Source organism: Micromonospora sp. NPDC049230, from assembly GCF_040647875.1.
Lineage (GTDB): Bacteria > Actinomycetota > Actinomycetes > Mycobacteriales > Micromonosporaceae > Micromonospora.
This window is the reverse complement of sequence record NZ_JBEZCZ010000007.1, coordinates 1-22,588: the sequence shown is the minus strand read 5'-3', so window position 1 is coordinate 22,588 and position 22,588 is coordinate 1. Positions and strand designations below refer to the sequence as shown.

Here is a 22,588-nt window from a genome sequence, read left to right as displayed (position 1 = left end):
ATCCGGGGCACCAGCTCACCATCGGTCCACGCCAGGCTCGGGCGGGTGTCGGTGCGTGCCGATAGGCTCGGTCGGTGAGCACGGAAACCGCACCCACCGCGGATCGGGTCGCCGCACCTCCGCCAGCCGGGTGGGAGGAGGCGCGGTCGCGGGTCTACGCGGTCGGCTTGGCCGCCGCGCTGCCCGCCGTCCACCGACCACTCGTCGACACCGACGGGTCGACCCTGGCCGAGCCGCTGACCACCCGCACCGACCTGCCCGCGTTCCCCACCTCCAGCGTGGACGGCTGGGCGGTGCGCGGCAGCGGCCCGTGGCGCATCGTCGGCCGGGTGTTGGCCGGCAGCACCCCCGCCCCGCTCACCGAGGACGACACGACGGTCGAGATCGCGACCGGGGCCATGGTGCCCGAGGGCGCCACCGCCGTGCTGCGCGTGGAAGAGTCCACGACCGCCGACGGCCTGGTCAGCGGCGTTCCCCGGGAGACGCCGGAGTGGCGCATGCCCGGCGAGGAGGCGTACGCCGATGAGGAGCTGTTGCCGGTCGGCACGCCTGTCGACCCGGCGGTGATCGGCCTGGCCGCCTCCTGCGGGCACGACACGCTGCGGGTCCGGCGGGCGCCGCGCGCCGCGCTGCTGGTCTTCGGCGACGAGTTGCTGACCGCGGGCCCGCCCGCGGCCGGTCGGGTCCGCGACGCGCTCGGCCCCGCGGTGCCGGCGTGGCTGCGGCGCTACGGCTGCCAGGTCCGCCCGTCGGACGTGGTCGGCCCGGTGGCCGACACGCTGCCCGCGCACGTGGCGGCCCTGCGTGCGGCGCTGACCAACGCCGACCTGGTCTGCACCACCGGTGGCACGATGAACGGCCCGGTCGACCACCTGCACCCGACCCTGGAAGCGCTCGGTGCCGACTACGTGGTCAACACGGTGGCGGTTCGTCCGGGCTTCCCGATGCTGCTGGCCCGGGTGGCCGGCCACGACGGGCGGGTCCGGTTCGTGGCCGGGCTGCCGGGCAACCCGCAGTCCGCCATCATCGCGCTGGTGTCGCTCGTCGCGCCGCTGCTCGCCGGACTACAGGGCCGCTCGATGCCGGTGCTGCCGCACGCCACGTTGGCGGAGGCGGTGCCCGGCCGCGGTGACCACACCCACCTGGCCCTGGTCCGGCTGGACCGGGCCGCCGGGACCGCGTCCCCGGTGCGACACGTCGGCTCCGCCATGCTGCGCGGCCTGGCCGGCGCGGACGGCTTCGCCGTCATCCGACCCGGCACCAGGGGCGAGCCGGGTGACCGGGTGCCGATCGTGCCATTGCCGCTGCTTCCTGGGGAGCGTTCGTCATGACCGCACCGACCATCACCTTCGGCGAGATCACCGACCAGCCGCTCGACCTCGCCGCACACGAGGCGGCGGTCGCCGACCGTCGGGCCGGCGCCGTGGTCTCCTTCCAGGGCGTGGTCCGCGACCACGATCACGGCCGGCAGGTCACCAGCCTGGAGTACGAAGGGCACCCGAGCGCCGCGCAGGTGCTGCGTGAGGTGGCCGCCGAGATCGCCGCGGAGCCCGACGTCTACGCGGTGGCGGTCTCGCACCGGGTCGGCCCCCTGGCGATCGGTGACGTGGCGCTCGTCGCCGCCGTGAGCACCGCCCACCGGGCGGCTGCCTTCGCGGCCTGCGCCCGACTCGTCGACGAGGCCAAGGCACGTCTGCCGATCTGGAAGCGGCAGGTCTTCACCGACGGCACCGACGAATGGGTCAACTGCCCCTGACCGCTCAGCGGCGGCCGTTGACCGCCACTGCCCGGGAAAGCCGATCGCCGTAGAACGCAGGCTCCGCACCCGGACGCCACGGCAGCGCGGCGACCAGCACGATCAGTGCGAGTGCGAGCGAGTTTTCCATCAGGGCCCCGAAGAGACCGTCCTGGTAGTGCGACATCTCCGGCAGTTGGTGCTCGTACGGCCAGATCGGGGAGATCAGGAACAGCAGATAGAGCCCGATCGCCGCGGCACCGTGCCGAAGCCCGGTCAGCGTGGGATACCAGATCGGCGGGCGGAGCCCGTTGACCCCGGGCAACCCGCCGAACACCGGGCCCTGGCCGGTGCGCTGCGGCATCGCCCGGGTCGCCTCCCGACGGCGTACGGCGGCGTCGGCCAGCACGATGATCGCCGGGATCACCCAGACCAGGTGGTGCGTCCAGGAGATCGGGCTGATCACGTTCGCGGTGAGACCGACGAGTGTGAACGCGGTCAGCTCGTCACCGTCGGCGCGGGAACTGGCCGCCCGGGACAGGCCCAGCGCCAGGATCAGCACCGAGAAGGCGAGCCAGAGCAGCCCCGGGGTCTCGATCGAGTCGTACAGGCGGGCGAGCAGGCCGGCGAGCGACTGGTTCGGCGTCATGTCCGCCGCGCCGACCCGTTCGGTCTGCCAGAGCACGCTGCCGAAGTACGTCCGCGACTCGTCACCGACGATCGCGAAGGTTGCCACCGTCACGCCGATCGTGGTGCCGATGGCGGTGGCCGCCACCCGCCACTGACGGGTGATCAGCAGGTAGGCGATGAAGAGCGCCGGGGTGAGCTTGACCGCGGTGGCCAGGCCGATGCCGGCGCCGGCCCAGGCTCCGCCGTAGAGGAAGCGCAGCAGGGGGCCGTCCGTCGCGGTGTAGTGGGTGCCGCGGCGGGAGCGCCAGCGAAGACCGATCAGGTCAGCCATGATCAACGCGAACAGCAGGATGTTGACCTGGCCGTAGCCGAGAGTCTCCCGACCTGGCTCGATGGCGAGCGCGAGCGGCACCGCCACGGCCACTGTGAACCACAGTGGCCACCCCAGCCGGTCGACGATGGGGCGGAGCAGCCCGGCCAGCACCAGCGCCAGCGCGGCGATGCTGGCGACGGCGTTGACCATGCCGGCCGCGAAGATCGGCAGCTGGGCCATGGGCAGCATGACCAGCCCACCGAACGGCGGGTAGGTGAAACCGAGGGTGGTCCCGGGCGCGATGAACTCGTAGAGCTCATGACCGCTCGCCCACCACACCACGGCACCGTGGTAGATCTTCATGTCGAAGAAGTTGTACGGCCGCCCGAAGGTGCCGATGGCGAGCCATGCGGCGTAGGCGACGGCGGCGACGATGGCGCCCCGTACGACGTTCTTGCGATCGATCCGACGCGTGACGCGTGGGAGACGCGTCAAGCGTCGAATGGGGGCGAGGCGGTCCGCCCGACTACCGACAGCCGTCGGCATGGCGTGGCCACCCCCGTACCAAGGTCGTCCTACCCGTCCAGGTCCTGCAGGGAGCCTAGAACGGCGCCTCACGTAACTGCCTCCCGCGTTATGCGACCGTGTCCGATCCCACACATGTTTTTGACATTTCCACCGCGTTAACGCCTACCGGGTGGTTCAGGTAATTCGCGGCCTTAGCGGGGGGTGGGGGTGGCACAGAGAGGCATCGACGCAGGTCAGCCGGGCAGTCGACGTGCGGTGGACGCGGAGCGGACGGCGATCCTGGCCTCGCGTCGGGCGGTGCGGACGGCGCGCTGCACGGAACGTCGAGAGTGACCGATGCGATGACCGGTCCGCCACCGCAGACCCGGCTTGCCGCCGGTGTCGGCCGCGGCGAACAGCAGACCGCCGAAGAGGCCGAGGTTCTTCAGTGCGTGGATCTCGTTGTTGTTCTTGGCGATCGGGTCGTCGTTGTTCCAGAAGGGATGACCGGCGATGGTCACCGGCACCAGCGTGCCGGCCAGGACCAGCGCCGCCGGCCGGCTGAACCGCCCGGTGGCCAGCATCAGCCCCGCGCCGACCTGCACCGCCGCGTTGATCCGGATCAACGCCTCGGTCTCGGTGGGAATGCTCGGGTGTGCCCTCTTCAGCATCGGCGCGACCCTGTCGGTCACCGGTCTGGCAGCCACGGCGAGCCGGGCGGGGTTGCGGAAGTTGCGATACCCGCTGACCACGAAGATGCCGCTCAACATGGCGCGGGCGAGGGAGCGTACGGGCGTCATGGATCAGTCATACCCCGTCGCGGCGTTTGCTACCCCGGCAACCCGCGGATCCGGATCGGTCTTCACACATGCGCGCCACGCCGAATCGAACGACAGTCACTGATGGACCGGCCCCGGCGGGTAACGTCGCGCGGGTGACCACGCTGCGGCTACGCCCCGAGGACGCGGCCGACGCTGGTCCCGTACGACGCGTGCTGGCCACCGCCTTCGCCCGCCCGGACGTGGCGACGCCGCCCGAGGTGAACCTGGTGGACGAGTTGCGCGGCACCGCCGTCTGGCTGCCGGAGCTGGCGATGGTCGCCGAGTACGGCGGCGAGGTGGTCGGGTACGCGCTGCTCACCCGGGTGCGGGTGCGGCCCGAGCGGGGGTCGGACGTGCCCGCCCTGGCGCTCGGTCCGGTGGCGGTCGCGCCGCACCGACAGCGCGTCGGGCACGGCACGGCGGTGGTGCAGGCGGCCCTGGACGCCTCCGCCGAGCTGGGCGAACGGCTGGTCGTTGTCCTCGGTGACCCGGCCTTCTACCGCCGGTTCGGCTTCGGCCCCGCGACCGAGCTGGGCCTGACCAGCCCGTGGGCCGGTCTCGGCGAGCCCTGGCAGGCGTTGGTGCTGCCGCCGTCGACAAGCGAGGAAGGGCCCCCGCCCTGCGGCGAGGTGCTCTTTCCGGCCCCCTGGTCGAAGGTCTGACCGCGTCGACAACCCGGCCGGGGGTCAGGCCGGCTGGGTGCGCAGGTACCTGCCGAAGTGCGGGACCGTGAAGGCGACAGTGCCCCGCTCGCCGGAGTAGATCAGGCCCTTCTTGATCAGCGCGTCCCGTGCCGGGGAGAGGCTGGCGGGCTTGCGGCCGAGAGCGCGGGCGATCTCCGCGGTGGGCACCGCGGCATCCATGTCGTCGCGGCTCACCTGCCCCGGCTCCCCCTCGACGGCGGACATTGTGGCCATCGCCCGCATGTACTCGCGCTCGGCGGGCGTGGCTCGCTCGAAGCGGGAGCCGAAGAACCCGACCGCCAGCTCGGCCTCCGCCTCGGGCGCGGCGACACGCACGTCCGCCGCGGTGATCGGCGAGCGCGGCGCGTGGTCCCAGGTCGCCTTGCCGTACGCCTGGACGAAGTAGGGATAGCCGCCGGACTTCTCGTAGAGCAGGTCGAGTGCCTTCTGCTCGTACTCGACCTCCTCGCGCTCGGCCGGCGCGCAGAGCGCCTGGTCGGCGGCGATCCGGTCCAGCCGGTCGATGCGTTGGTAGCGGAACAGCCGTTCGGAGTACGACTTGGCCGCGCTGAGCACCGCCGGCAGGTGCGGGAGCCCGGCGCCGACGACGATCAGCGGCGCGCCGAGTTGGGACAGCTCGTGGCAGGCCGCGCAGAGCGCCGACACGTCCTCCGGGCCGAGATCCTGCATCTCGTCGATGAAGATGGCGATGCCGGTGCCGACGTCACTGGCGACCGCCGCGGCGTCACTGAGCAACTCGACAAGGTCGATCTCGATGTCGCCGGAGTCGGCCCGGCCGCTGGCCGCCGGCACGTCGATGCCGGGTTGCCACCTGTCGCGCAGCTTCGGGGCGGCACCGGCCCGGCCGGTCGGGGCGGACCGTTGGGCGAACGCCTTGAGAACGCCGAGAAACGCGTCGATCCGGTCGGGTGCGCGGTGTCGGGGGGCGAGCTCCCGGACCGCCATGTGCAGCGCGGCGGCGATCGGGCGACGCAACGACTGGTCCGGTCGTGCCTCGATCTTGCCGCTGCCCCAGAGCCTGTTGATCGCCTGCGATCGGAGAGTGTTGAGCAGGACCGTCTTGCCGACGCCGCGCAGCCCGGTGAGCATCAGGCTGCGTTCGGGTCGCCCTCGTGCGATGCGTTCGAGCACGATGTCGAAGACGTCCAGCTCCCGCCCCCGCCCGGCGAGCTCGGGCGGACGCTGGCCGGCGCCCGGCGCGTACGGATTGCGGACCGGATCCACGCATCGCAGAATATCGGGCCGTCTAGCTGCGAACCTAGACACGGATAGATGGGGCTATCGGCGTGTCGGGGGCCGTCGACAAGAAACTAGGGCTGTCTAGCGTCCACGCTAGACAGCCCTAGTTTTGGCAATCGGAGCTATCGCTTCCGCAGGCAGAGCACGTAGTCGAGCAGGTCCACGGCGTTGTCGTGCACGTAGGTCGCGCTTACCGGGGGTGGCAGCGCGTCACACCGAGCCGAGTCGGTGGTCGCCGGGATCCGCAGCAGCACCTGGTAGGTGTTCGGACCGCACGGCACCTTGCGCAGCTCCGCGGCGTCCTCGGTGCCCTCGTTCACCAGGCAGTCGCCCGTGGCGAACTCGTCGTCGTCCGGCGTCGGCGCTGCCGAACTCGGCACGCCGCTGGGCAGGACCGGCGGGACGACCGGGGCGCTCGTCGACGGGGTACGGCCGTCGTTGCCGGCGTCGGCGACCCTCCAGATCGCCCAACCGGCCAGGCCCAGACACGGGCAGAGCAGGAGCACCACCACCAGCGCGATGATGAGGGCGACGTTGCGGCCGGTCTTCTTCACCGGCGCGACGGGCGGCATGCCGTAGCCACCAGGCGGCGGCTGTCCCCACGGCCCGGGCGGCTGCCCCGGCACCGGTCCGGCCGGCGGAAACGGCCCGGGCGGCGGGTAACCCGGGCCTGAGGCGGGCGGGTAACCCGGGCCTGAGGCGGGCGGGTAACCCGGCTCCGGGACCGGCGGATAACCGGGCCCCGAGACCGGCGGCGGCGCCCACATCGGTGCGGTCGGCGGCTCCGCGTCGGGTGGCGGCGGGCCCCACTGCTGCCTGGTCGGATCCTCGTCGGGCGGGCGATGCGGGTCGTCCGGCTGCTCGGAGCCCGCTGGTCCGTAGGTCGTCATGTCATCCCTGGGAGTGGGTGGTCTCAGCGTTGCTTCAGGCAGAGGACGAAGTCGAGAGTGTCCAGCTCACTGTCGAAGAAGTACCAGTTGGTGTAACCCTGGACCTTGCCGCACTTGGTCTCGGCGTCGCGCTCACCGCTTGTCGCACCGTCGATCCGACTCAACACCTCGTACGACTTCGCGCCGCACTCGCTGATCAACAGCTTGGGCTTGGCGCCCGCGGCGGCGTCGTTGCGGACGCACTGGCCAACCTTGGCGAACCGAGGATCGGCCGAGGACTCCGGCGCGGCGGCGCTCGGTGCGGGCTCGGTCGCGTCCGCGTCCGCGCTGGGTTCGGCAGCGGCGGGCGAGTCGGTCGGTGCGGCCACCGGAGCCGGGTCGTCCTGCCCGCGGCGCAGCCAGAACGCACCGCCGACAGCCGCGAGCAGCAGCACGACGGCCAGCAGCGCGATCAGCGGCCCCCGACCGCGTCGGCGGGGTGCCGGCGCGGGATCGCCGCCGTAGGACACGGATGGCGCCTGCGGGTACGCCGGGGCCGCCGGTGAGTAGGGCTGGTGCGTCGGCGGGTACGACTGCTGCGCCGGCGGATAGGACTGGTGTCCCGGCGGATACGGCTGCTGTGTCGGCGGGCCGGGCTGGTGCGTCGGCGGATATTGCTGCGGCGCCGGGGGGTAGGGCTGTTGTGCCGGCGGGTCGGGCGTCTCGTCCGGTCGCTGCCCCCGCCACGGTCCCGGGTAGCCGCCCCCGGGTGGTCCGTAGTTCGTCATGCCGCCCTCCTGCACGAGTGGTGAGAGTGCGGTCACCGATACGCGACGCCGACTCCGACGTCACCGTAGCGTGGTCCACTGATGAGCTCATCTCCACCGAGCGGGATCGGCGCGAACCCACGATCGGGGACCGCGTGGCCGGGCCACTGCCGGTAACGTCCGGCACATGTCGGCCGCCGGGCTGTTGGGGGTGGCGGTGCTCGGTGGGATGGTCGGTGTCGTCGTACCTTGGCTGGCCCGGCGCTTCACCACCCTGCCGACCCGGCCGCGGCCTCGGCGTGGCGCGTGGGTCTGGCTCGGTCCGCCGCTGGCGGCGATGGTGTTCGTGGGGCTTGCCGTCGCACAGCGCGACGACCCGGCGCTACCGGTCCTGCTCGCGGTGGCGGCGGTCGGGCTGGTGCTGGCCGTAGTCGACCTGGCCTGCCTGCGGCTGCCCGACCCACTCGTCGGGGTCGCCGGCACGCTGGCCCTCGGTGGTCTGACCGCGGCGGCGCTGCTGGCCGGCACGCCCGGGCGGCTGGTCGGTGCGCTGGTCGGCGCGGCGGTCGCCGGCGCGGCACACGTGCTGCTGGCCCTGCTGCCAGGCTCCCGGCTGGGCTTCGGTGACGTGAAACTCGCCGCCGTCCTCGGGCTGCCACTCGGCTGGCTGGGTCGCGACGCGCTGCTCACCGGGCTGCTCCTGCCGCACGTGCTGCACGGCGGGCTGGTCCTGGGCCTGCTCGTCGCACGGCGGGTACGTCGGGACACCCTGCTGCCGCTCGGGCCGGCCCTGCTCGCCGGCGCGTGGCTCGGCATGCTCGTCGGCTGACCTCGCCGGATGGCGTGCGGTTGTTCGGTCCAGACGTGCCACGCCGACGGCACGCGGGCCGGCGGCCGGTCAGATCAACCGGAGCTGGCGGTCCTTCGGGCGGCGCGGCTCGGTCTCGCCGAACCGCTCGAACAGGCCCGGATCGATCACGCTCAGGAACGGCGACGGCGTGCAGTCGCGTTCCGCGCCGTGCCGGGTGCGGCGGGCGGCGTGGCTGACGTACAGCCGGTCCTGGGCGCGGGTCAACCCGACGAAGAAGAGTCGGCGCTCCTCGGCGACCGCGTCCTCGTCGGGCGTCGAGCCCGGCCACCGCAGCGGCAGCAACCCGTCCTCCACACCGACCAGGAAGACCACCGGAAACTCCAGGCCCTTCGCGGCGTGCAGGGTGAGCAGCGTGACGGCCTCGGCGCGGGGGTCGAGCGCGTCGACCTCCGCGCCGGTGGCCAGTTGCGACAGGAACGCCTCCAGGTCGTCCCCGCAGCGCCGAGCCAGCGGGGTCAGCAGGTCCACGGCCGAGCGGACGGCCTCGGGGCGTACCGTGCCGGTGCCGTCCAGGGTGGGCACCGCGAACCGCTCGGCGACCACCTGGCCGGCCAACCGGACCCGGGCCGCCAGCGAGCCGGCCAACCCGTCGGCGTGCCGCAACTCGCGGGCGATGGCCGCCACCCCCGGCCGGTCCCGGAGCCGGTCGTGGGAACGCTTCTGCACCGGGATGTTGGCCCGGGTCAGCGCGTCCACGATCGGGGCGGCCTGCGCGTCGGTGCGGTACAGCACGGCGATGTCGGAGAACGACAGCGTGGTGGACCGGCCGTCGATGCGGCCCGAGTCCAGTGAGCGGTGCGACAAACCACCGACCAGGTCGTCGACGGTACGCACCACGAAGTCGGCCTCCTCGGCGACCGACCCTGCCGGATAGCGCCCGACCAGCGGGGCCTCCGGGTCGAGTCGGGCCGGATCCAGCCGCCGGCCACGGACCAGCGAGGACGGTGCGATGGCCTGCACGGCAGCGGCCAGGATCGGCGCCGACGAGCGGTAGTTGCGGTTGAGCCGGACCAACCGGGCGTCCGTGAAGTCCTCGGAGAAGCGCAGGAAGTAGCCGACGTCGGCACCCCGGAACGAGTAGATCGCCTGGTCCGGGTCGCCGATCGCGCAGAGGTTGCCGTCCGCCGGGCTGAGCAGCCGCAGCAGCTCGTACTGCACCTCGTCGACGTCCTGGTACTCGTCGACGAAGATCCAGCGCCAGCGGTCCCGGTAGCGCTCGACCAGCTTCCGGTCGGCCCGGAGCAGCTCCACCGGCAGTGTGACAAGCTCGTCCAGGTCGACCAGGTCCTGTTTGCGCAGCAGCTTCGTGTAGCTGGCGACGTCGTCGCCGGCCTCGGACCGGGCCGCCGCCCGCTCGGCGTCGTCGGCGATCCGGAAGTCGGCGGGCAGACCCGCCGCGTCGGCGTTCTCGCGCAGGATGGTCAGGCCCAGCGCGTGGAACGTGCCCACTGTGACGTCCTCGGCGACCGGGCCGAGCAGACCGTCGAGGCGGTGTCGCAGCTCCTCGGCGGCCCGCCGGGTGAACGTGATCGCGAGGCAGTGCTCGGGAAAGACGTTCAGCTCCGCGCAGAGGTACGCGATCCGGTGCGTGAGCGTCCTGGTCTTGCCGGTGCCCGGCCCGGCCACGATCAGCAGCGGCCCACCGGGTGCGGAGGCGGCCACCCGCTGCATCGCGTCCAGTCGGTCCAGCAGGCCGGTGCCGACCTCCTCCATGCCGGAGAGCATCGGCTCGAACGGCTCGTGGGGGGACGGCGGCGACGCGATCGGCGGTGCGGGAGCCGGGGTCGGCTTACGCTTCGGCTCCGCCTTCGCCGCCGCCGGGCGCTTGGCCGTCGACCGGGCCGCCGGCTCCGCGGGTCGACGCTGCGCCGGCACCGGTACGTCGAACAGCGTCTCCTGTGCCGCGCCGGAGTTGGCGCCCAACTCCGCCGGATCGAAGAGCGTGATCACCCCGTACTCGCCGTCGTAGCCCGGCACCCGACGAACCTCGCCTCGGCGTAGCCGACCGATGCCCTCGGCGAGCAGTTCACCGCCGGCCTGCGCGATGTCGGTCAGCGGTGTCGTGGTCAGGATTTCCAACTCCGGGCCGAGGGCGGCGACCAGCTCGTTGAGCCGCCCCTCGACCTTCTTCGACCGGGCGCCCACCTTGTTGATCTCGCCGAGGATCTCGGCCAGCGGGACGAGGTGGGTGACGTCCCGAGCCTGCGCCGGCCGGTGCCCCGCCGGGCGGTCGGCCAACTCCTCGATCCGGCTGAGGACGCCCACGGTGAGCGGCTTGCCGCACTCGGGGCAGCGCCCACCGGCGGCCCGGGTCCGCTCCGGGGACCAGTTGACCCCGCAGAGCCGGTGCCCGTCCGCGTGGTACTTGCCCTCCTCCGGGAAGAACTCGATGGTGCCGGCCAGACCGTCACCGGTCCGCAGCGCATCCCGGACGGCGAAGTAGTCCCGTTCGCTGGTCAGCACCGTTGCCTCCCGGCCGAGGGCCGGCGGCGAGTGCGCGTCCGAGTTGGAGACCAGTTGATAGCCGTCCAGGCTGCCGACCCGCCAGTTCATCGCGGGGTCGGAGGAGAGACCGGTCTCCACGGCGAAGATGTGGTCGGCAAGGTCGGCGTAGCAGTCGGCGATCGCGTCGAAGCCGGACTTCGAGCCCAGCGCGGAGAACCACGGCGTCCAGATGTGCGCCGGCACCAGGTAACCGTCCGGGCTGGCCTCCAGGGTGATCTCCAGCAGGTCGCGGGAGTCCAGACCGAGGATCGGGCGGCCGTCCGAGCCGAGGTTGCCGATCCGGCCGAGGGCGGTGTTGAACCGGGCCACCGCGTCGAGATCCGGCAGGTAGATCAGGTGGTGCACCTTGCGGGTCCGGTCGTCCCGCTTGTAGATCGTGGAGATCTCCACGCTCAGCATGAACCGGACCGGGTCCGCCTCCGCCGTCGACGCGAGTCGCGGCGGCAGTCGGCGGGCGATGTCCCGTTCCGCCTCGGCGTCGAGCCGGTACAGCCCCGGCTCCGCCGGGCGCAGGGTCTCCCGCAGGTGGTCGTACCAGGCGGGGTGCGTGAAGTCGCCGGTGCCGAGCAGACCGATGCCCTTACGACGCGCCCACCACCCGAGGGTCGGCAGGGTGAGGTCGCGGCTGCACGCGCGCGAGTATTTCGAGTGGATGTGCAGGTCCGCGACGAATGGCGAGAGGCCACCGGAGGGTACGGCACTGAACGGGGGCACGCCGCATCCTGTCACGGCCGCCGCGCCGGCCGCCTGCCGCCACGCGCGGACGTGACGTCCGCTATGCCGAGCGCAACTCCACAAGACTGATCTGCGGCTCCGCGCCGACCCGGACCGGCGGCCCCCAGAAGCCGGCGCCGTTCGTCACGTAGACCTTGGTGCCGTCGACCTCGCCGAGGCCGCTGACCACCGGCTGCGCCAGCCGGACGACCAGGTTGAACGGCACCACCTGGCCACCGTGGGTGTGCCCGGACAGTTGCAGGTCGACGCCGTACTGGGCAGCCTCGACCGCCGCCAGCGGCTGATGGGCGAGCAGCACCACCGGACGGCTCTGGTCGCGGTCGCCGAGGGCGGCGGCGAAGTCGGGCCCGGCGGCGAGGCCGGTGGTCCCCGTGGCGTCCAGGTCGTTCACGCCGGCCAGGTCGAGCACGCCGCCCCGGGCCCGGATCTCCTGCCGCTGGTTTTGCAGCACCCGCAGGCCGAGCCGGTCGACCTCCTGGACCCACTCCTCCACGCCGGAGTAGTACTCGTGGTTGCCGGTGACGAAGAAGTTGCCGTAGCGGGAGCGCAGGTCACGAAGGGGCGCGGCGGCCGGGCCGAGCTCGGCGACCGAGCCGTCGACCAGGTCTCCGACCACCGCGACCAGGTCGGCGTCGAGCCGGTTGATCGCGGCGACGATCCGCTCGGTGTGCGCCCGGCCGCGCAGCGGGCCGAGGTGGATGTCCGAGACGGTCGCGATGCGCAGGCCGTCCATGCCGCGGGGGAGCTTGGCGAGGGGGATCTGCACCCGGTCGAGCCGTGGTGGGCCGAGGGCGGTGCGAACGCCGTACCCGGTGATGCCGGTTGCGGTGAGGCCGGCGAAGATGGCCGCCCCACGGGCCAGCAGCAGCCGGCGGCCCGGGTCGTGGTCCGCGGCCGTGACGGCGCCGGTGGCCGGCGGCTCGGGCGGCCCGGCCGCGCCCACCAGCACCGGCTCGGGCGCGGCGGTGGTCGGCGCGGCGGTGGTCGGCTCGGCGGTGGCGACGAGCACCGGCTCGGGCGCGGCGGTGGTCGGCTCGGCGGCGGCGAGCCGACGGCGCAGCACCAACCGGGTGACGAGCATCGGCACTTCGAGCACGACGAGCACGACGAGCAGGTAGAACATCACGGCCAGCCACAGGTAGCCCGGCCAGGCGAGCCAGTAGAGCCCGGCCTGCGTCCCGATGAGGGTGGCCGGCACGAGCAGCGCCAGCACCAGGGCGGCGATCCCGCCGATCCGCCGCCAGCGGCCCGGACCTGTGGTGTCCCGCACGAGCCGCTTCCACAGGTAGAGGTGGATGAGGCCGGTGGTCAGCGCCAGGACGGCCACGAACCCCAGAACCGCCAACATGTGCGCCTCCTCAGCCGCCCGCGAACGGGGGCAGAACGTCGATCGTGGCCCCGGCCGGCAGGGGTGCTTCACGATCATGGCAGGTGACGCCGTCCACCAGGAAACTCGCCACTCGCAGCACGGCGGCGAGTCGAGCGCCGTGTCGCCGCACCAGCTCGGCGGTGAGGTCGTCCAGCGAGCGGCCGGCGGGCAGCACCTCCTCGGCGTGCCCGGCAGCGGCGCGGGCACCCGCGAAGTAGCGGACGGTCAGTGGTGTCGGGGCCACGGCTCAACCCCCGATCGCGGACATCGGCCGGGTCGGCTGGAGGAAGGTCGGGTCGTCGATGCCGTGCCCGGCGCGCTTGCCCCACATCGCGGTGCGCCAGCGTCGGGCCAACTCGTCGTCGTCCGCGCCGGTGCGCAGCGCAGCACGCAGGTCGGACTCCTCGGTGGCGAAGAGGCAGGCGCGGACCTGGCCGTCCGCCGTGAGCCGGGTGCGGTCGCAGTCTCCGCAGAACGGTCGGGTGACGCTGGCGATCACGCCGACCCGGGCGGGACCTCCGTCGACCAGCCAGGTCTCCGCCGGTGCCGCGCCGCGCTCGGTGGGGTCGGGGCTCAGCTCGAAGACGGTACGTAGGGAGGTCAGGATCTCCTCGGCGGTGACCATGGTGTCGCGGTCCCAGCCGTGCTGGGCGTCCAACGGCATCTGCTCGATGATCCGCAGTTGGTAGTCGTGCTCGATGGCGAAGCGGAGCAGGGCCGGCGCCTCGTCCTCGTTGACACCGCGCATCAGCACAGAATTGATCTTCACGGGGCTGAGCCCGGCGGCGGCCGCCCCGGCGAGCCCGGCCAGCACCGCGTCGAGGCGGGGGCGGCGGGTGAGTCGGGTGAACCGGCCCGGGTCCAGAGTGTCGAGTGAGACGTTCACCCGGTCCAGGCCGGCCGTACGCAACGCCGGGGCCAGCCGGTCCAGCCCGATGCCGTTGGTGGTCAGCGAGACCCGGGGTCGGGGCCGCAACGCGGCGACCGCGGTCACGATGCCGACCAGCCCGGGGCGGATCAGCGGCTCACCGCCGGTGAACCGCACCTCGGTCACACCGAGCCGCTCGACGGCCACCCGGACCAGCCGGACGATCTCCTCGTCGGTCAGCAGGTCGGGGCCGGCCAGCCAGGGCAACCCCTCCGCCGGCATGCAGTAGGTGCAGCGCAGGTTGCACTTGTCGGTGAGAGACACCCGCAGGTCACGGGCGACGCGGCCGTACCGGTCGACGAGGACGCCATCGGTCCCCGGGGTGACGCTCACCTGTCGACCGTAGCGCGTTCGATCCGGGCCGGGACGGCGCGGGCGGCCTGGAGGACCGCGTCCCGGTAACCGCCGCCGAAGAGCGCGGTGTGCACGAGCAGCAGATGCAGTTGATGCAGCGGCACCCGATCGCGCCAGCCGTCCGACAGCGGCCAACTCTCCCGATAGGCGGCCAGCACCCGACCCAGGTGGGGGATGCCGCCGAAGAGCGCGAGCTGGGCCAGATCCGTCTCCCGGTGCCCGCCGTGCGCGGCCGGGTCGATCAGCCAGGCCCGGTCGTCGGCGCCCCACAACACGTTGCCCGGCCACAGGTCGCCGTGGAGGCGTGCCGGCGGCTCGTCACCGCCGAACTCACCGAGCCGACCGATCACCTGCTCGACCAGTCGGACGTCGGCGCTGGTCAGGGCGCCACCGTCGACCGAGCGCCGCAGGTAGGGGACGAGGCGTCGCTCGGCGAACCACGCCGACCAGGGCCCGTCGGTGGGGGTGTTGTCCTGGGGGAGCGACCCGATGAACCCCGGCCAGGTCGCCCCGAAGGTCGCTGAGCCCGCCCGGTGCAGGTCGGCCAACTCCCGGCCGAAACGCGCCGCGGCCTGCGGCGTCGGCTCGCCGGGCTCGACCCAGTCGAGCGCCAGCAGGCCCGGCAACGCCACGATCACCTCGGGTACGGAGATTGCCCCGGCCTCCCGCAGCCAGCGCAACCCGGCCGCCTCGGCGGCGAAGAAACCCTCCGGGGCCGGTCGGCCCGCCCCCTCGGGCCAGGACTTGGCGAAGACCGAGTGGCCGTCGTCAAGGGTGAGCCGGGCGGCGGCACAGATGTGCCCACCGGCGACCGGCGTCTCCCGGATCCGCTGATGCGTCCGGAAGGTCGGCAGGTGTGCCGGGTGCGCGCGCAGGTACGCCAGGTCCATCAGCGCACGGTAGCCGCTTCCTGTGACGCCACGGTGTCGCCCGAGGACATCGGCCCTCTTTCGGCACCCGTGGGTGCGCGATGAGCAGGAATAACACGTTCGGTAGTTGTGGATAAGCAGCGTGTCGTCCACAGGGTCTGTTGGGCGGGTCCGGCCCGCCGCAGGCTTCCGACATGGCCTCGACCGAACGCCCCCAGCTCGCCGTCCGCTCGCCCGCCGACCTGATCGCCGCCGTACCGTACCTGCTCGGCTTCCACCCCGCCGACAGCGTGGTCGCTGTGGCGTTGGTCGGCCGGCAGATCATCTTCGCCGCCCGCGCGGACCTGCCCGACCCGTCGACCGACCTGGTCGAGCGGTCGCGGCACCTGGCCGGAGTGATCCGCAGGCAGGGTGCGGAGGCCGCCACGGTGGTCGGTTACGGGCCACCCGATCGGGTGACGCCGGCCGTCGACGCGGTGCGCGCCGCACTGAGCGCCAGCGGGACGGAGGTGCTCGACGCGCTGCGGGTGACCGGAGACCGGTGGTGGTCCTACCTCTGCACCGAGCCCGACTGCTGCCCACCCGAGGGTCGGCGCTACGACCCGGTCGCCAACCCGGTGACCGCCGCGGCGGTCTTCGCCGGCCAGGTCGCGCTCCCCGACCGGGCCGCCCTGGTGGCGCAGGTGGCACCGGTGGACGGGCCGGCCCGGGACGCGGCGCGGGCGGCCACCGCCCGCGCCCGGCTGCGCCTGACGGAGCTGCTTGAGCAGGCTGACCTCCTCGGTGCTCGGGCGGTGCGCTCCGCCGGGTTCGCGGCGCTCCGTGAGGCCCAACGTCGGCAGCGTCGCGGTGAGCGGCTCGACGACGACGAGGTGGCCTGGTTGGGCCTGCTGATGACCCATCTGCCGGTCCGCGATCTCGCCTGGGAACGCACCGACGGCCGGGACCGGGACATCGCCCTCTGGACCGACGTGCTGCGCCGGGCCGAGCCGGAGTTGGTCGCCGCGCCAGGTGCGTTGCTGGCGTTCGCGGCCTGGCGCGCGGGCCAGGGGGCGTTGGCGGCGGTGGCACTGGAACGCACGCTGAGCCTGCACCCCAACTACTCGCTCGCCGTGCTGTTGGACGACATGCTCCGCCGCGGTGTGCCCCCATCCGAGCTGGACGGTTGGCCGTCGGAGGACATGCCCGGCGTGATCCGCCCCCGCAAGCGAAGGCGGCGTCGCCGCCGCTGACCAGCGGGTTCCGAGGTCGCCCGGCCTGGCAGGTCGGGGGTCGCCCGGCCCGGCACGTCGGGATTTGATCGACTCGGCTTTTCGGAAAGTCGCGGCATCCCCGCCACCGGGACACCCCGGTATCAGCAAACCCGAGTCGATCACGGCCAGGGCGCGACCGGGCTGGCCCCAAGCGCAGCTACGCCGCCCCTGCGGCATCCCACAGGGACTCGAAGTGCTCCACGTAACGATCGAACGGGCCGCCGGCCTCCCTGCGTCGGAGGTGCATCGTCACTGAGTCCTGCCCGAGCCCCGCGCCGATGTGTGTTGCCACGATCGCCTCGTCATCGAAGATCCAGACAGACATGGCAACGTGTCGTTCTGACAGCCGGACCGCAAGAGGTTCCGGAGACTTGGCGATCTCCGCCTGTGTCATTGCAATTCGGGTCGCGAGCGTGAGGGGAGTCGCCTCGATACGCTCCCGCGCCGTGGTTACATCGCTTCGCGGGTCACCCAGGAGGAAGCGCACATCGGCTCCGCCCTGAGCCTTCGCGCCGAGGGCGGCGGCGGCGTTAGGCACCTCAAGCCACACGAAATAGCTCGTGTATCCGCCGAACCACAACCGCGTACCCGCTTTGTTGATCAACTCCCGGAATAGCGAACTCGGAAGGTCGGAGCGGCGTGCGTACACGCCGACCAGTTCACGGTCTGAGCCAACCTTGATAGCGCGGCGAACGACTTCGGGCCATAGCACCTCTACATCCTCACCCAGCACCCCGGCAGCCCGCATCCGGGAGCGGGGGTGAGGTACGCGTCCTCTGCTAATCCACCGCTCAACCGTTTTGGCGTCCACTTCGCACTTCGCGGCGAGGTCAGCAACGGTCAGACACGCCGATTTCAGGGCGTGTCCAAGGACGTCGTTTCGCGTCATCGCAAGGGGAGCTTTCCTAGACGTCCCTCGGCGGTCGCATACGGACGGTACAGGCGTCCTGCACCCGCTGAAACCGTGTCGGGTAAGCGGCACCGCTGGTGGAGGCGCAGCCCGGCGGCGGTGTCAGCCCGGGGCCGCCCCGTGGGCGAGCACTCAGGGGCGGCCCCTCCTAATCAATGGGAGGAATAGGCATGCCCGAGGATCGACCCGCTCCGAAGCCCGTACCGACACCGGTCCGGCGCCCGCCAACCCCATGGCCCCCGGGAACCATTGGCCCGGTCCCACCGCGCCCAGACTTACGCGCCAACCGCGTCCCTGACTGCCGTTGGGTGCCGCGATGACCGGGCAGATGCGGGCGGGTCAAATCGTCGAGCTGACCACCGCCGCAAGCGTCCAATTCATGCGCCCGATTCGTGTGCGGATCATTCGCGAGTTGGATTGGATCACGTACGACGGGTGGGTCTGGGCCGACGGCTACGAGTTGAGTCCGACGGGCGACGCGCGGGCGAGACGCGAACTGTACGTCCGGCGCGAGGGCGTGCGCGTCGTGAGCGAGCCCCCGAACCCCGCGCCAACGAGGCCGATCGCCCGCCGGCCCGTCGTCCGCACCCCACTGCGCGTCGGATGAGCCCGCGGCCGCACCACCCCGGTCACCCGCACTGGCGCTGTACGACATGCGGCGCCCACTGGCCGTGCTCTCCCGCGCGGCTGGCGCTGCTGCGCCGGTGGGAACGTGACTTTGACGGCCTCGCGCTGCTGCTGCACACGCTCGCCGTGGAGGCGCTGACTGATGCGTTCAAGCTGGGTCTAGATCCCAAGCCTGCGGTGTACGCCGAACGGTTCCTTGGATGGGTGCTCGACCGCGCCCGGAGAGACGCCGCGGTGCCGCCGAGATCGTCGCCGCACAGCCGGCGGTCTGTCGATTGATCGATGATCGACTCGGCTTTTCGGAAAGTCGGGGCGTCCCCGCCACCGGGACACCCCGGTTTCACCAAACCCGAGCCGATCATGGGCGAGTGCGTGACGGGGCGAGCCTGCGACAGCCTGCCGCGCCGCTGATCCCTCGTCCCCCGAGGGCGATCGCCCTCGGGCGGGTCCACGCACGCCCCTCCGTCGAAGGATGTACGCGTTTCTCCTGATCGCGGCCGACTCGGCGGGGCGTGTGCTGGCCGACAATGATCGAGTGACCCCCGAACTGCTGCTCTCGCTGACCGGGCTGGCGTTGGTGGACAGCACCAGCATCGGCACCCTCTTCATCCCGGTCTGGCTGCTGCTCGCCCCCGGACCGGTCAATGCCCGGCGGATCCTGGGCTACCTCGCCACCATCGCGGCGTTCTATCTCGCGGTGGGGCTGCTGCTGGTGTGGGGCGGCAGCAGGTTGGGCGACGCGCTGGGCGGTGCCCTGGACAACCGGGCTGTCCTCTGGGCGCAACTCGTGCTGGGCGTCGCGATGCTGGCGCTCAGCTTCCGCTACGACGGGAAACGGCGGCCCCGTACCGGTGGTGTGCTGCGGTGGCGGGACCGGGCCACCGCCGGCGACTCCTCGGCCCGCTGGCTGGTCGGGCTGGCGTTGTTGGCCGCGCTCGCCGAGGTGGCGACGATGCTCCCGTACCTCGGTGCGGTGGGTCTGTTGGCGACCTCGGGGGTGGGTGCGGTGGCCGTGGTGGCGTTGCTCGCCGGATATTGCCTGGTCATGGTGCTGCCGGCGGTGGTGTTGCTGGGTGCCAGGGTGGCTCGCCCGGCGCTTGTCGAGCCGGTGCTGGCCCGTCTCAACGCGTGGATCGTCGCGAAGGCGGGCGGTGCGTTGGGTTGGATCCTCGGCATTGCCGGCTTCCTGATCGCCCGCGACGCCGCCGCGCGGCTGGCCCTGTTCGACCTGATCGACCGGATCGGTAAGTGAGCTAACCACCCAGAACGTCGATCTCGCAGTTTCGGTCGCCGTTATGGGCGGACAGAAAGTGCAAAATCGACGCGGGTGGGGCGTCGTCAGGCTGGCTGCTCCAGCGTGATGCGGTGTGGGCCGGTGTAGACGTTCATGGTCCGGCCGCGCAGGAAACCGACGAGCGTCATCCCGGCCTCGTCGGCCAGTTCGGCGGCGAGCGTGCTCGGGGCGGACACCGCAGCCAACAGCGGCAACCCGGCCATCCATGCCTTCTGGGTCAGTTCGAAGCTGGCCCGGCCGGAGACCAGCAGCAGGTGCCCGGCCAGTGGCAGTCGACGTTCCCGCACGGCCCAGCCGATCACCTTGTCCACCGCGTTGTGTCGGCCCACGTCCTCCCGCAGCACCACAAGCTCGCCGCCGGGGGTGAACAGGCCTGCCGCGTGCAGCCCACCGGTCCGGTCGAAGCCACGCTGGGCGGCGCGAAGTCGGTCGGGCAGTTCGGCGAGGAGCGTGGCCGGCACGCTGAGCGGATCGGCGGAGACCGGGAACTGTGACCGGGTGCGGATCGCGTCGATGCTGGCCTTGCCGCAGACTCCGCAGGAACTGGTCGTGTAGAAGTTCCGGGACGGGTCGGTGGTCGGCTCCGGCACACCGGGGGCGAGCACCACGTCCACCACGTTGTACGTGTTCGGCGTCTCCGCCCCCGCGCAGAGCTGCGCGGTCAACACGTCGTCTGTCGACCGGATCAGCCCTTCGGTCAGGAGGAACCCGATGGCCAGATCCAGGTCCTCGCCGGGGGTACGCATCGTCACGGCGAGGGGCTGCCGCCGGCCGGGGCCAGCGGCGCCGACCCGGATCTCCAGCGGCTCCTCCACCGCCAGCGTGTCCGGCCGACGGATGGCCCCGCGACCGGCGCTCGCAGCGTCCAGGTCGATCCGCAGTACGCCGCGCCGATCAGTTGCCCGTCCCATCCCGCCATCCTCCACCCCACCCACCCCAACCCCGCGCGTTGATCATGAGGATGGCCGCGCGTGTCGTCGGCGTGTCGAGCGATAACTTCATGATCACCGGGGCGACGGGTCGGGTTGGCCCGTTCGCGCGTTGGCACGGCTACCGTGACCGGGTGGGGACGTACGCCGCAGTGGTGCTCGCGGGTGGGGCCGCCCGACGGATGGGTGGGGTGGACAAGCCCGCGCTTCGGGTCGGTGGCCGGCCGATGCGTGACCGGGTGCTGGCTGCCGTCACCGACGCGACGCCGCGCGTGCTGGTCGGTGTGGCCGACTCCGTGCCGGCCGGTGTGCGGGTCGTCCGGGAGGATCCGCCGGGCGGAGGCCCGGTCGCCGCCGCCGCTGCCGGGCTGGCATTGCTGGAGACCGACATCGTCCTGGTCGCGTTGCTCGCCGCCGACCTGCCGCTGCTCACCCGCGCCGCGATCGGCGACCTGCTGGCCCACCTCGCCGAGGAGAGCCCCCGCCATCCCGCCTCGGCGAGGCCCGACTCCGCTCCGGCGGTCGGCAGCGGCCTGGTCGGGAGCGGGCCGCGACCCGACGGGGCGTGCTTCGTCGACGGGGACGGACGGCGGCAGTCGCTCTGCGGTGTCTGGCGGGTCGCGGCGCTGCGGGCCGCGTTGGACCGGTTGACTGTCGAGCGGGGCGGCACCCTGTCCGGTGCCCCCGTCCGGGCGTTGCTGGCCGGCCTCGTCGTGCGGGAGGTGCCGTGGTCCGGCGAGGGCCCGCCGCCCTGGTTCGACTGCGACACTGACGAGGACGTACGCCGGGCGGAGGAGTGGGCGCGATGACGGTGATGGACGACTGGGTCACGGCGGCGTGCACCGAGCTGGATCTGGACCCGACCGGGGTGCCCGTCCCGGCGGTGCTGGATCTGGCCCGCGACGTCGCCCACCAGGTGCTGCGGCCGGGTGCGCCGGTCACCGCGTACCTGCTGGGGCTGGCGGTCGGCCGGGGTGCCGACCCGGCGGACGCCGCGGCCCGGCTCAGCGCTCTGGCCGGTGCCTGGCCCGTCGAGCTGGGCGCGGACCCCGCGGACCCGACGGCCCCCTGACCGCCGTTGTCCGATCCCGGTCGGGGCTGGTTGGGCCGCCGGGCGGCGTGGGTAGGGTGATCGTGACGGACGGAGGCGATCATGACGGCTGACCACCCCTCGGCGCCGATCGGTGACCTGCCCGGCGCTACGGCTGAGCCGGCGGAATCGATCCTGCTCGACGAACCCAGCACGACCGACCTGCGGGCGAAGGTGACCGAGGCGTGGCAGGAGTTCGCCCGTGCGCTCGCCGTGCGGCTGCGGGAGCTGCCCGTCGGCGCGCACCTGGAGGTGACCCTGGACCCGACCGCCTCCGGCACCGGGGACGCCGTCTACTCGGTGAGTGTGGACGTGCACGACGGTGGCGCGTTGTCCGCGCGGGCGGTCGGCAACGCCACGCTGCCGGCGGGCTACCGGTTGGACCGCGGCGCGGTGGCGGACATGGTCGCGCTCGGCTGGTCGCCACCCGGGGTGGTCGCCGGATCCGGCGGTTTCTTCGGACTGGACGGCACGACGAGCGAGTCCACCCGGATCGCCGCGCTGCTCTCCCGGACGCTGCGGGACGTCTACGGTGCCCCGCACCCGGCGTTCCTCGTCTACCTGGTGCAGGACGTCGAGGGTGAGCCGCTGACCGCCGACCCGCTGGGCACGGCTCGCAGCGAGTTCGGCCCGGACGCCGACGTCGAGGCCGACCTGGAGGAGGCACTGGCCGAGGCGGCCTCCGCGCAGGCCGAGCGGAACGACGTGCTCGACCTGCCTGATCGGGTCCGGACCGTGGTCTCCACGATGCTCAAGTCGGACACCGACCGGTTGCAGGTCGACTCGGACGGCGACATCAACATCCGGGCCGGCTCGGCGATGGTGTTCGTCCGGGTGCGAGACAATCCGCCGCTGGTGGACGTGTTCTCCCCGGTGCTTACCGAGGTCGAGCCGACCGAGCGGCTCTACGTCAAGCTCTCCGAGTTGACCAACCGGATGCCGATCGGCCGCCTCTACTGCGCCGACGACACGGTCTGGGCGTCCATCCCCGTCTTCGGTCGCAACTTCCAGGCCACCCACCTGATGCTTGCGGTGCAGGTGATGACCGGGCTCGCCGACGAGCTGGACGACCGTCTGCACGGCGAGTTCGGCGGCAAGCGGTTCTTCGGCGAGGGCGACAAGCCGGTTCGGCGCGACGACTCGGAGCACCGCACCGGCATGTATCTGTAAGGCCTGTTTCATAAGACCTGGCCGGCCTGCGGCGGGCCCGGACGACGACCGGCGGCGTTGCGGTTTCGTCCGGATACAACACCGGTATCCGGACGAAAC

Annotated in this window: 22 protein-coding genes; 10 read left to right on the top strand and 12 right to left on the bottom strand. The window is 72.4% G+C overall.

The annotated features are described in order from the left end of the window. Positions 1-74: 74 nt before the first annotated feature. A complete protein-coding gene (locus AB0A95_RS08550) occupies positions 75-1,331 on the top strand; it encodes a molybdopterin molybdotransferase MoeA (protein ID WP_357554985.1) in 1,257 nt (418 codons plus the stop codon). Next, positions 1,328-1,756 (top strand): molybdenum cofactor biosynthesis protein MoaE, encoded by a 429-nt coding sequence (locus AB0A95_RS08545; RefSeq protein WP_357554984.1) that lies wholly within the window; start codon positions 1,328-1,330, stop codon positions 1,754-1,756. The genes AB0A95_RS08550 and AB0A95_RS08545 overlap by 4 nt, the downstream gene beginning before the upstream one ends. A gap of 4 nt (positions 1,757-1,760) precedes the next feature. On the opposite strand, the gene AB0A95_RS08540 is transcribed toward AB0A95_RS08545, so the two are convergent. Further along, the gene (locus tag AB0A95_RS08540) at positions 1,761-3,224 is read right to left on the bottom strand and encodes a glycosyltransferase 87 family protein (RefSeq protein WP_357554983.1); all 1,464 of its coding nucleotides are present in this window, start codon (positions 3,222-3,224) and stop codon (positions 1,761-1,763) included. 215 nt (positions 3,225-3,439) lie between these two features. Next, positions 3,440-3,985 carry a DoxX family protein gene (locus AB0A95_RS08535; RefSeq protein ID WP_357554982.1) on the bottom strand — a complete coding sequence of 182 codons (546 nt, stop codon included), beginning with the start codon at positions 3,983-3,985 and terminating at the stop codon, positions 3,440-3,442. Positions 3,986-4,119: 134 nt separating this feature from the next. On the opposite strand from AB0A95_RS08535, the gene AB0A95_RS08530 reads away from it, so the two are divergent. Next, on the top strand, positions 4,120-4,668 hold the full coding sequence (locus AB0A95_RS08530) for an N-acetyltransferase (protein ID WP_357554981.1): 549 nt from the start codon (positions 4,120-4,122) through the stop codon (positions 4,666-4,668). A gap of 24 nt (positions 4,669-4,692) precedes the next feature. Here AB0A95_RS08530 and AB0A95_RS08525 read toward each other — a convergent pair whose 3' ends face one another. The 3 genes from AB0A95_RS08525 to AB0A95_RS08515 all read right to left on the bottom strand — a co-directional run bounded on the left by AB0A95_RS08525 (position 4,693) and on the right by AB0A95_RS08515 (position 7,348). Next, positions 4,693-5,934 (bottom strand): ATP-binding protein, encoded by a 1,242-nt coding sequence (locus AB0A95_RS08525; protein ID WP_357554980.1) that lies wholly within the window; start codon positions 5,932-5,934, stop codon positions 4,693-4,695. Between the two features lie 137 nt (positions 5,935-6,071). Continuing rightward, complete coding sequence (locus AB0A95_RS08520; protein WP_357554979.1) at positions 6,072-6,521, bottom strand: hypothetical protein; 450 nt, start codon at positions 6,519-6,521, stop codon at positions 6,072-6,074. A 341-nt stretch (positions 6,522-6,862) separates the two neighbouring features. Next, the gene (locus AB0A95_RS08515) at positions 6,863-7,348 is read right to left on the bottom strand and encodes a hypothetical protein (protein WP_357555176.1); all 486 of its coding nucleotides are present in this window, start codon (positions 7,346-7,348) and stop codon (positions 6,863-6,865) included. 424 nt (positions 7,349-7,772) lie between these two features. Between AB0A95_RS08515 and AB0A95_RS08510 the strand changes: the two genes are divergently transcribed. Continuing rightward, the gene (locus AB0A95_RS08510; RefSeq protein WP_357554978.1) at positions 7,773-8,414 is read left to right on the top strand and encodes a prepilin peptidase; all 642 of its coding nucleotides are present in this window, start codon (positions 7,773-7,775) and stop codon (positions 8,412-8,414) included. Positions 8,415-8,483: 69 nt separating this feature from the next. Here AB0A95_RS08510 and AB0A95_RS08505 read toward each other — a convergent pair whose 3' ends face one another. From AB0A95_RS08505 to AB0A95_RS08485, 5 genes are all read right to left on the bottom strand, one after another. Continuing rightward, on the bottom strand, positions 8,484-11,675 hold the full coding sequence (locus AB0A95_RS08505; RefSeq protein WP_357554977.1) for a UvrD-helicase domain-containing protein: 3,192 nt from the start codon (positions 11,673-11,675) through the stop codon (positions 8,484-8,486). A gap of 61 nt (positions 11,676-11,736) precedes the next feature. Further along, complete coding sequence (locus AB0A95_RS08500) at positions 11,737-13,044, bottom strand: metallophosphoesterase (RefSeq protein ID WP_357554976.1); 1,308 nt, start codon at positions 13,042-13,044, stop codon at positions 11,737-11,739. Positions 13,045-13,054: 10 nt separating this feature from the next. Beyond that, positions 13,055-13,309, bottom strand: a complete 255-nt coding sequence (locus tag AB0A95_RS08495) for a MoaD/ThiS family protein (RefSeq protein ID WP_357554975.1) — start codon at positions 13,307-13,309, stop codon at positions 13,055-13,057. 3 nt (positions 13,310-13,312) lie between these two features. After that, the gene (gene moaA / locus AB0A95_RS08490; RefSeq protein WP_357554974.1) at positions 13,313-14,326 is read right to left on the bottom strand and encodes a GTP 3',8-cyclase MoaA; all 1,014 of its coding nucleotides are present in this window, start codon (positions 14,324-14,326) and stop codon (positions 13,313-13,315) included. Then, complete coding sequence (locus AB0A95_RS08485) at positions 14,323-15,237, bottom strand: fructosamine kinase family protein (RefSeq protein ID WP_357554973.1); 915 nt, start codon at positions 15,235-15,237, stop codon at positions 14,323-14,325. The genes moaA and AB0A95_RS08485 overlap by 4 nt, the downstream gene beginning before the upstream one ends. A gap of 173 nt (positions 15,238-15,410) precedes the next feature. On the opposite strand from AB0A95_RS08485, the gene AB0A95_RS08480 reads away from it, so the two are divergent. Continuing rightward, positions 15,411-16,448 carry a DUF4192 domain-containing protein gene (locus AB0A95_RS08480; RefSeq protein ID WP_357554972.1) on the top strand — a complete coding sequence of 346 codons (1,038 nt, stop codon included), beginning with the start codon at positions 15,411-15,413 and terminating at the stop codon, positions 16,446-16,448. Between the two features lie 178 nt (positions 16,449-16,626). Here AB0A95_RS08480 and AB0A95_RS08475 read toward each other — a convergent pair whose 3' ends face one another. Continuing rightward, the gene (locus AB0A95_RS08475) at positions 16,627-17,181 is read right to left on the bottom strand and encodes an XRE family transcriptional regulator (RefSeq protein WP_357554971.1); all 555 of its coding nucleotides are present in this window, start codon (positions 17,179-17,181) and stop codon (positions 16,627-16,629) included. 514 nt (positions 17,182-17,695) lie between these two features. Here AB0A95_RS08475 and AB0A95_RS08470 point away from each other — a divergent pair. Further along, entirely contained in the window at positions 17,696-17,986 is a 291-nt protein-coding gene (locus AB0A95_RS08470) for a hypothetical protein (protein ID WP_357554970.1), read from the top strand. A gap of 492 nt (positions 17,987-18,478) precedes the next feature. Then, the gene (locus AB0A95_RS08465; protein ID WP_357554969.1) at positions 18,479-19,258 is read left to right on the top strand and encodes a GAP family protein; all 780 of its coding nucleotides are present in this window, start codon (positions 18,479-18,481) and stop codon (positions 19,256-19,258) included. 86 nt (positions 19,259-19,344) lie between these two features. Here the strand turns inward: AB0A95_RS08465 and fdhD are convergent, their stop codons facing one another. Further along, on the bottom strand, positions 19,345-20,211 hold the full coding sequence (gene fdhD, locus AB0A95_RS08460) for a formate dehydrogenase accessory sulfurtransferase FdhD (protein WP_357554968.1): 867 nt from the start codon (positions 20,209-20,211) through the stop codon (positions 19,345-19,347). A gap of 89 nt (positions 20,212-20,300) precedes the next feature. Here fdhD and AB0A95_RS08455 point away from each other — a divergent pair, with 89 nt between their 5' ends. The 3 genes from AB0A95_RS08455 to AB0A95_RS08445 all read left to right on the top strand — a co-directional run bounded on the left by AB0A95_RS08455 (position 20,301) and on the right by AB0A95_RS08445 (position 22,489). Continuing rightward, positions 20,301-21,038, top strand: coding sequence for an NTP transferase domain-containing protein (locus AB0A95_RS08455; protein ID WP_357555174.1), 738 nt, complete (start codon positions 20,301-20,303; stop codon positions 21,036-21,038). After that, entirely contained in the window at positions 21,035-21,301 is a 267-nt protein-coding gene (locus AB0A95_RS08450) for a DUF6457 domain-containing protein (RefSeq protein WP_357554967.1), read from the top strand. Before AB0A95_RS08455 ends, AB0A95_RS08450 begins: the two co-directional genes overlap by 4 nt. 81 nt (positions 21,302-21,382) lie before the next feature. Continuing rightward, on the top strand, positions 21,383-22,489 hold the full coding sequence (locus tag AB0A95_RS08445; protein ID WP_357554966.1) for a hypothetical protein: 1,107 nt from the start codon (positions 21,383-21,385) through the stop codon (positions 22,487-22,489). The last annotated feature ends 99 nt before the right edge of the window (positions 22,490-22,588 follow it).

Bases quoted from the DNA above. Each gene is read 5' to 3' on its own strand.
- AB0A95_RS08540 (WP_357554983.1), bottom strand. From the start codon at position 3,224: ATGCCGACGGCTGTCGGTAGTCGGGCGGACCGCCTCGCCCCCATTCGA.
- AB0A95_RS08485 (WP_357554973.1), bottom strand. From the start codon at position 15,237: ATGGACCTGGCGTACCTGCGCGCGCACCCGGCACACCTGCCGACCTTC.
- AB0A95_RS08465 (WP_357554969.1), top strand. From the start codon at position 18,479: ATGTACGCGTTTCTCCTGATCGCGGCCGACTCGGCGGGGCGTGTGCTG.
- AB0A95_RS08535 (WP_357554982.1), bottom strand. From the start codon at position 3,985: ATGACGCCCGTACGCTCCCTCGCCCGCGCCATGTTGAGCGGCATCTTC.
- AB0A95_RS08520 (WP_357554979.1), bottom strand. From the start codon at position 6,521: ATGCCGCCCGTCGCGCCGGTGAAGAAGACCGGCCGCAACGTCGCCCTC.
- fdhD (WP_357554968.1), bottom strand. From the start codon at position 20,211: ATGGGACGGGCAACTGATCGGCGCGGCGTACTGCGGATCGACCTGGAC.
- AB0A95_RS08545 (WP_357554984.1), top strand. From the start codon at position 1,328: ATGACCGCACCGACCATCACCTTCGGCGAGATCACCGACCAGCCGCTC.
- AB0A95_RS08455 (WP_357555174.1), top strand. From the start codon at position 20,301: ATGATCACCGGGGCGACGGGTCGGGTTGGCCCGTTCGCGCGTTGGCAC.
- AB0A95_RS08510 (WP_357554978.1), top strand. From the start codon at position 7,773: ATGTCGGCCGCCGGGCTGTTGGGGGTGGCGGTGCTCGGTGGGATGGTC.
- AB0A95_RS08500 (WP_357554976.1), bottom strand. From the start codon at position 13,044: ATGTTGGCGGTTCTGGGGTTCGTGGCCGTCCTGGCGCTGACCACCGGC.
- AB0A95_RS08480 (WP_357554972.1), top strand. From the start codon at position 15,411: ATGGCCTCGACCGAACGCCCCCAGCTCGCCGTCCGCTCGCCCGCCGAC.
- AB0A95_RS08470 (WP_357554970.1), top strand. From the start codon at position 17,696: ATGACCGGGCAGATGCGGGCGGGTCAAATCGTCGAGCTGACCACCGCC.
- AB0A95_RS08450 (WP_357554967.1), top strand. From the start codon at position 21,035: ATGACGGTGATGGACGACTGGGTCACGGCGGCGTGCACCGAGCTGGAT.
- AB0A95_RS08445 (WP_357554966.1), top strand. From the start codon at position 21,383: ATGACGGCTGACCACCCCTCGGCGCCGATCGGTGACCTGCCCGGCGCT.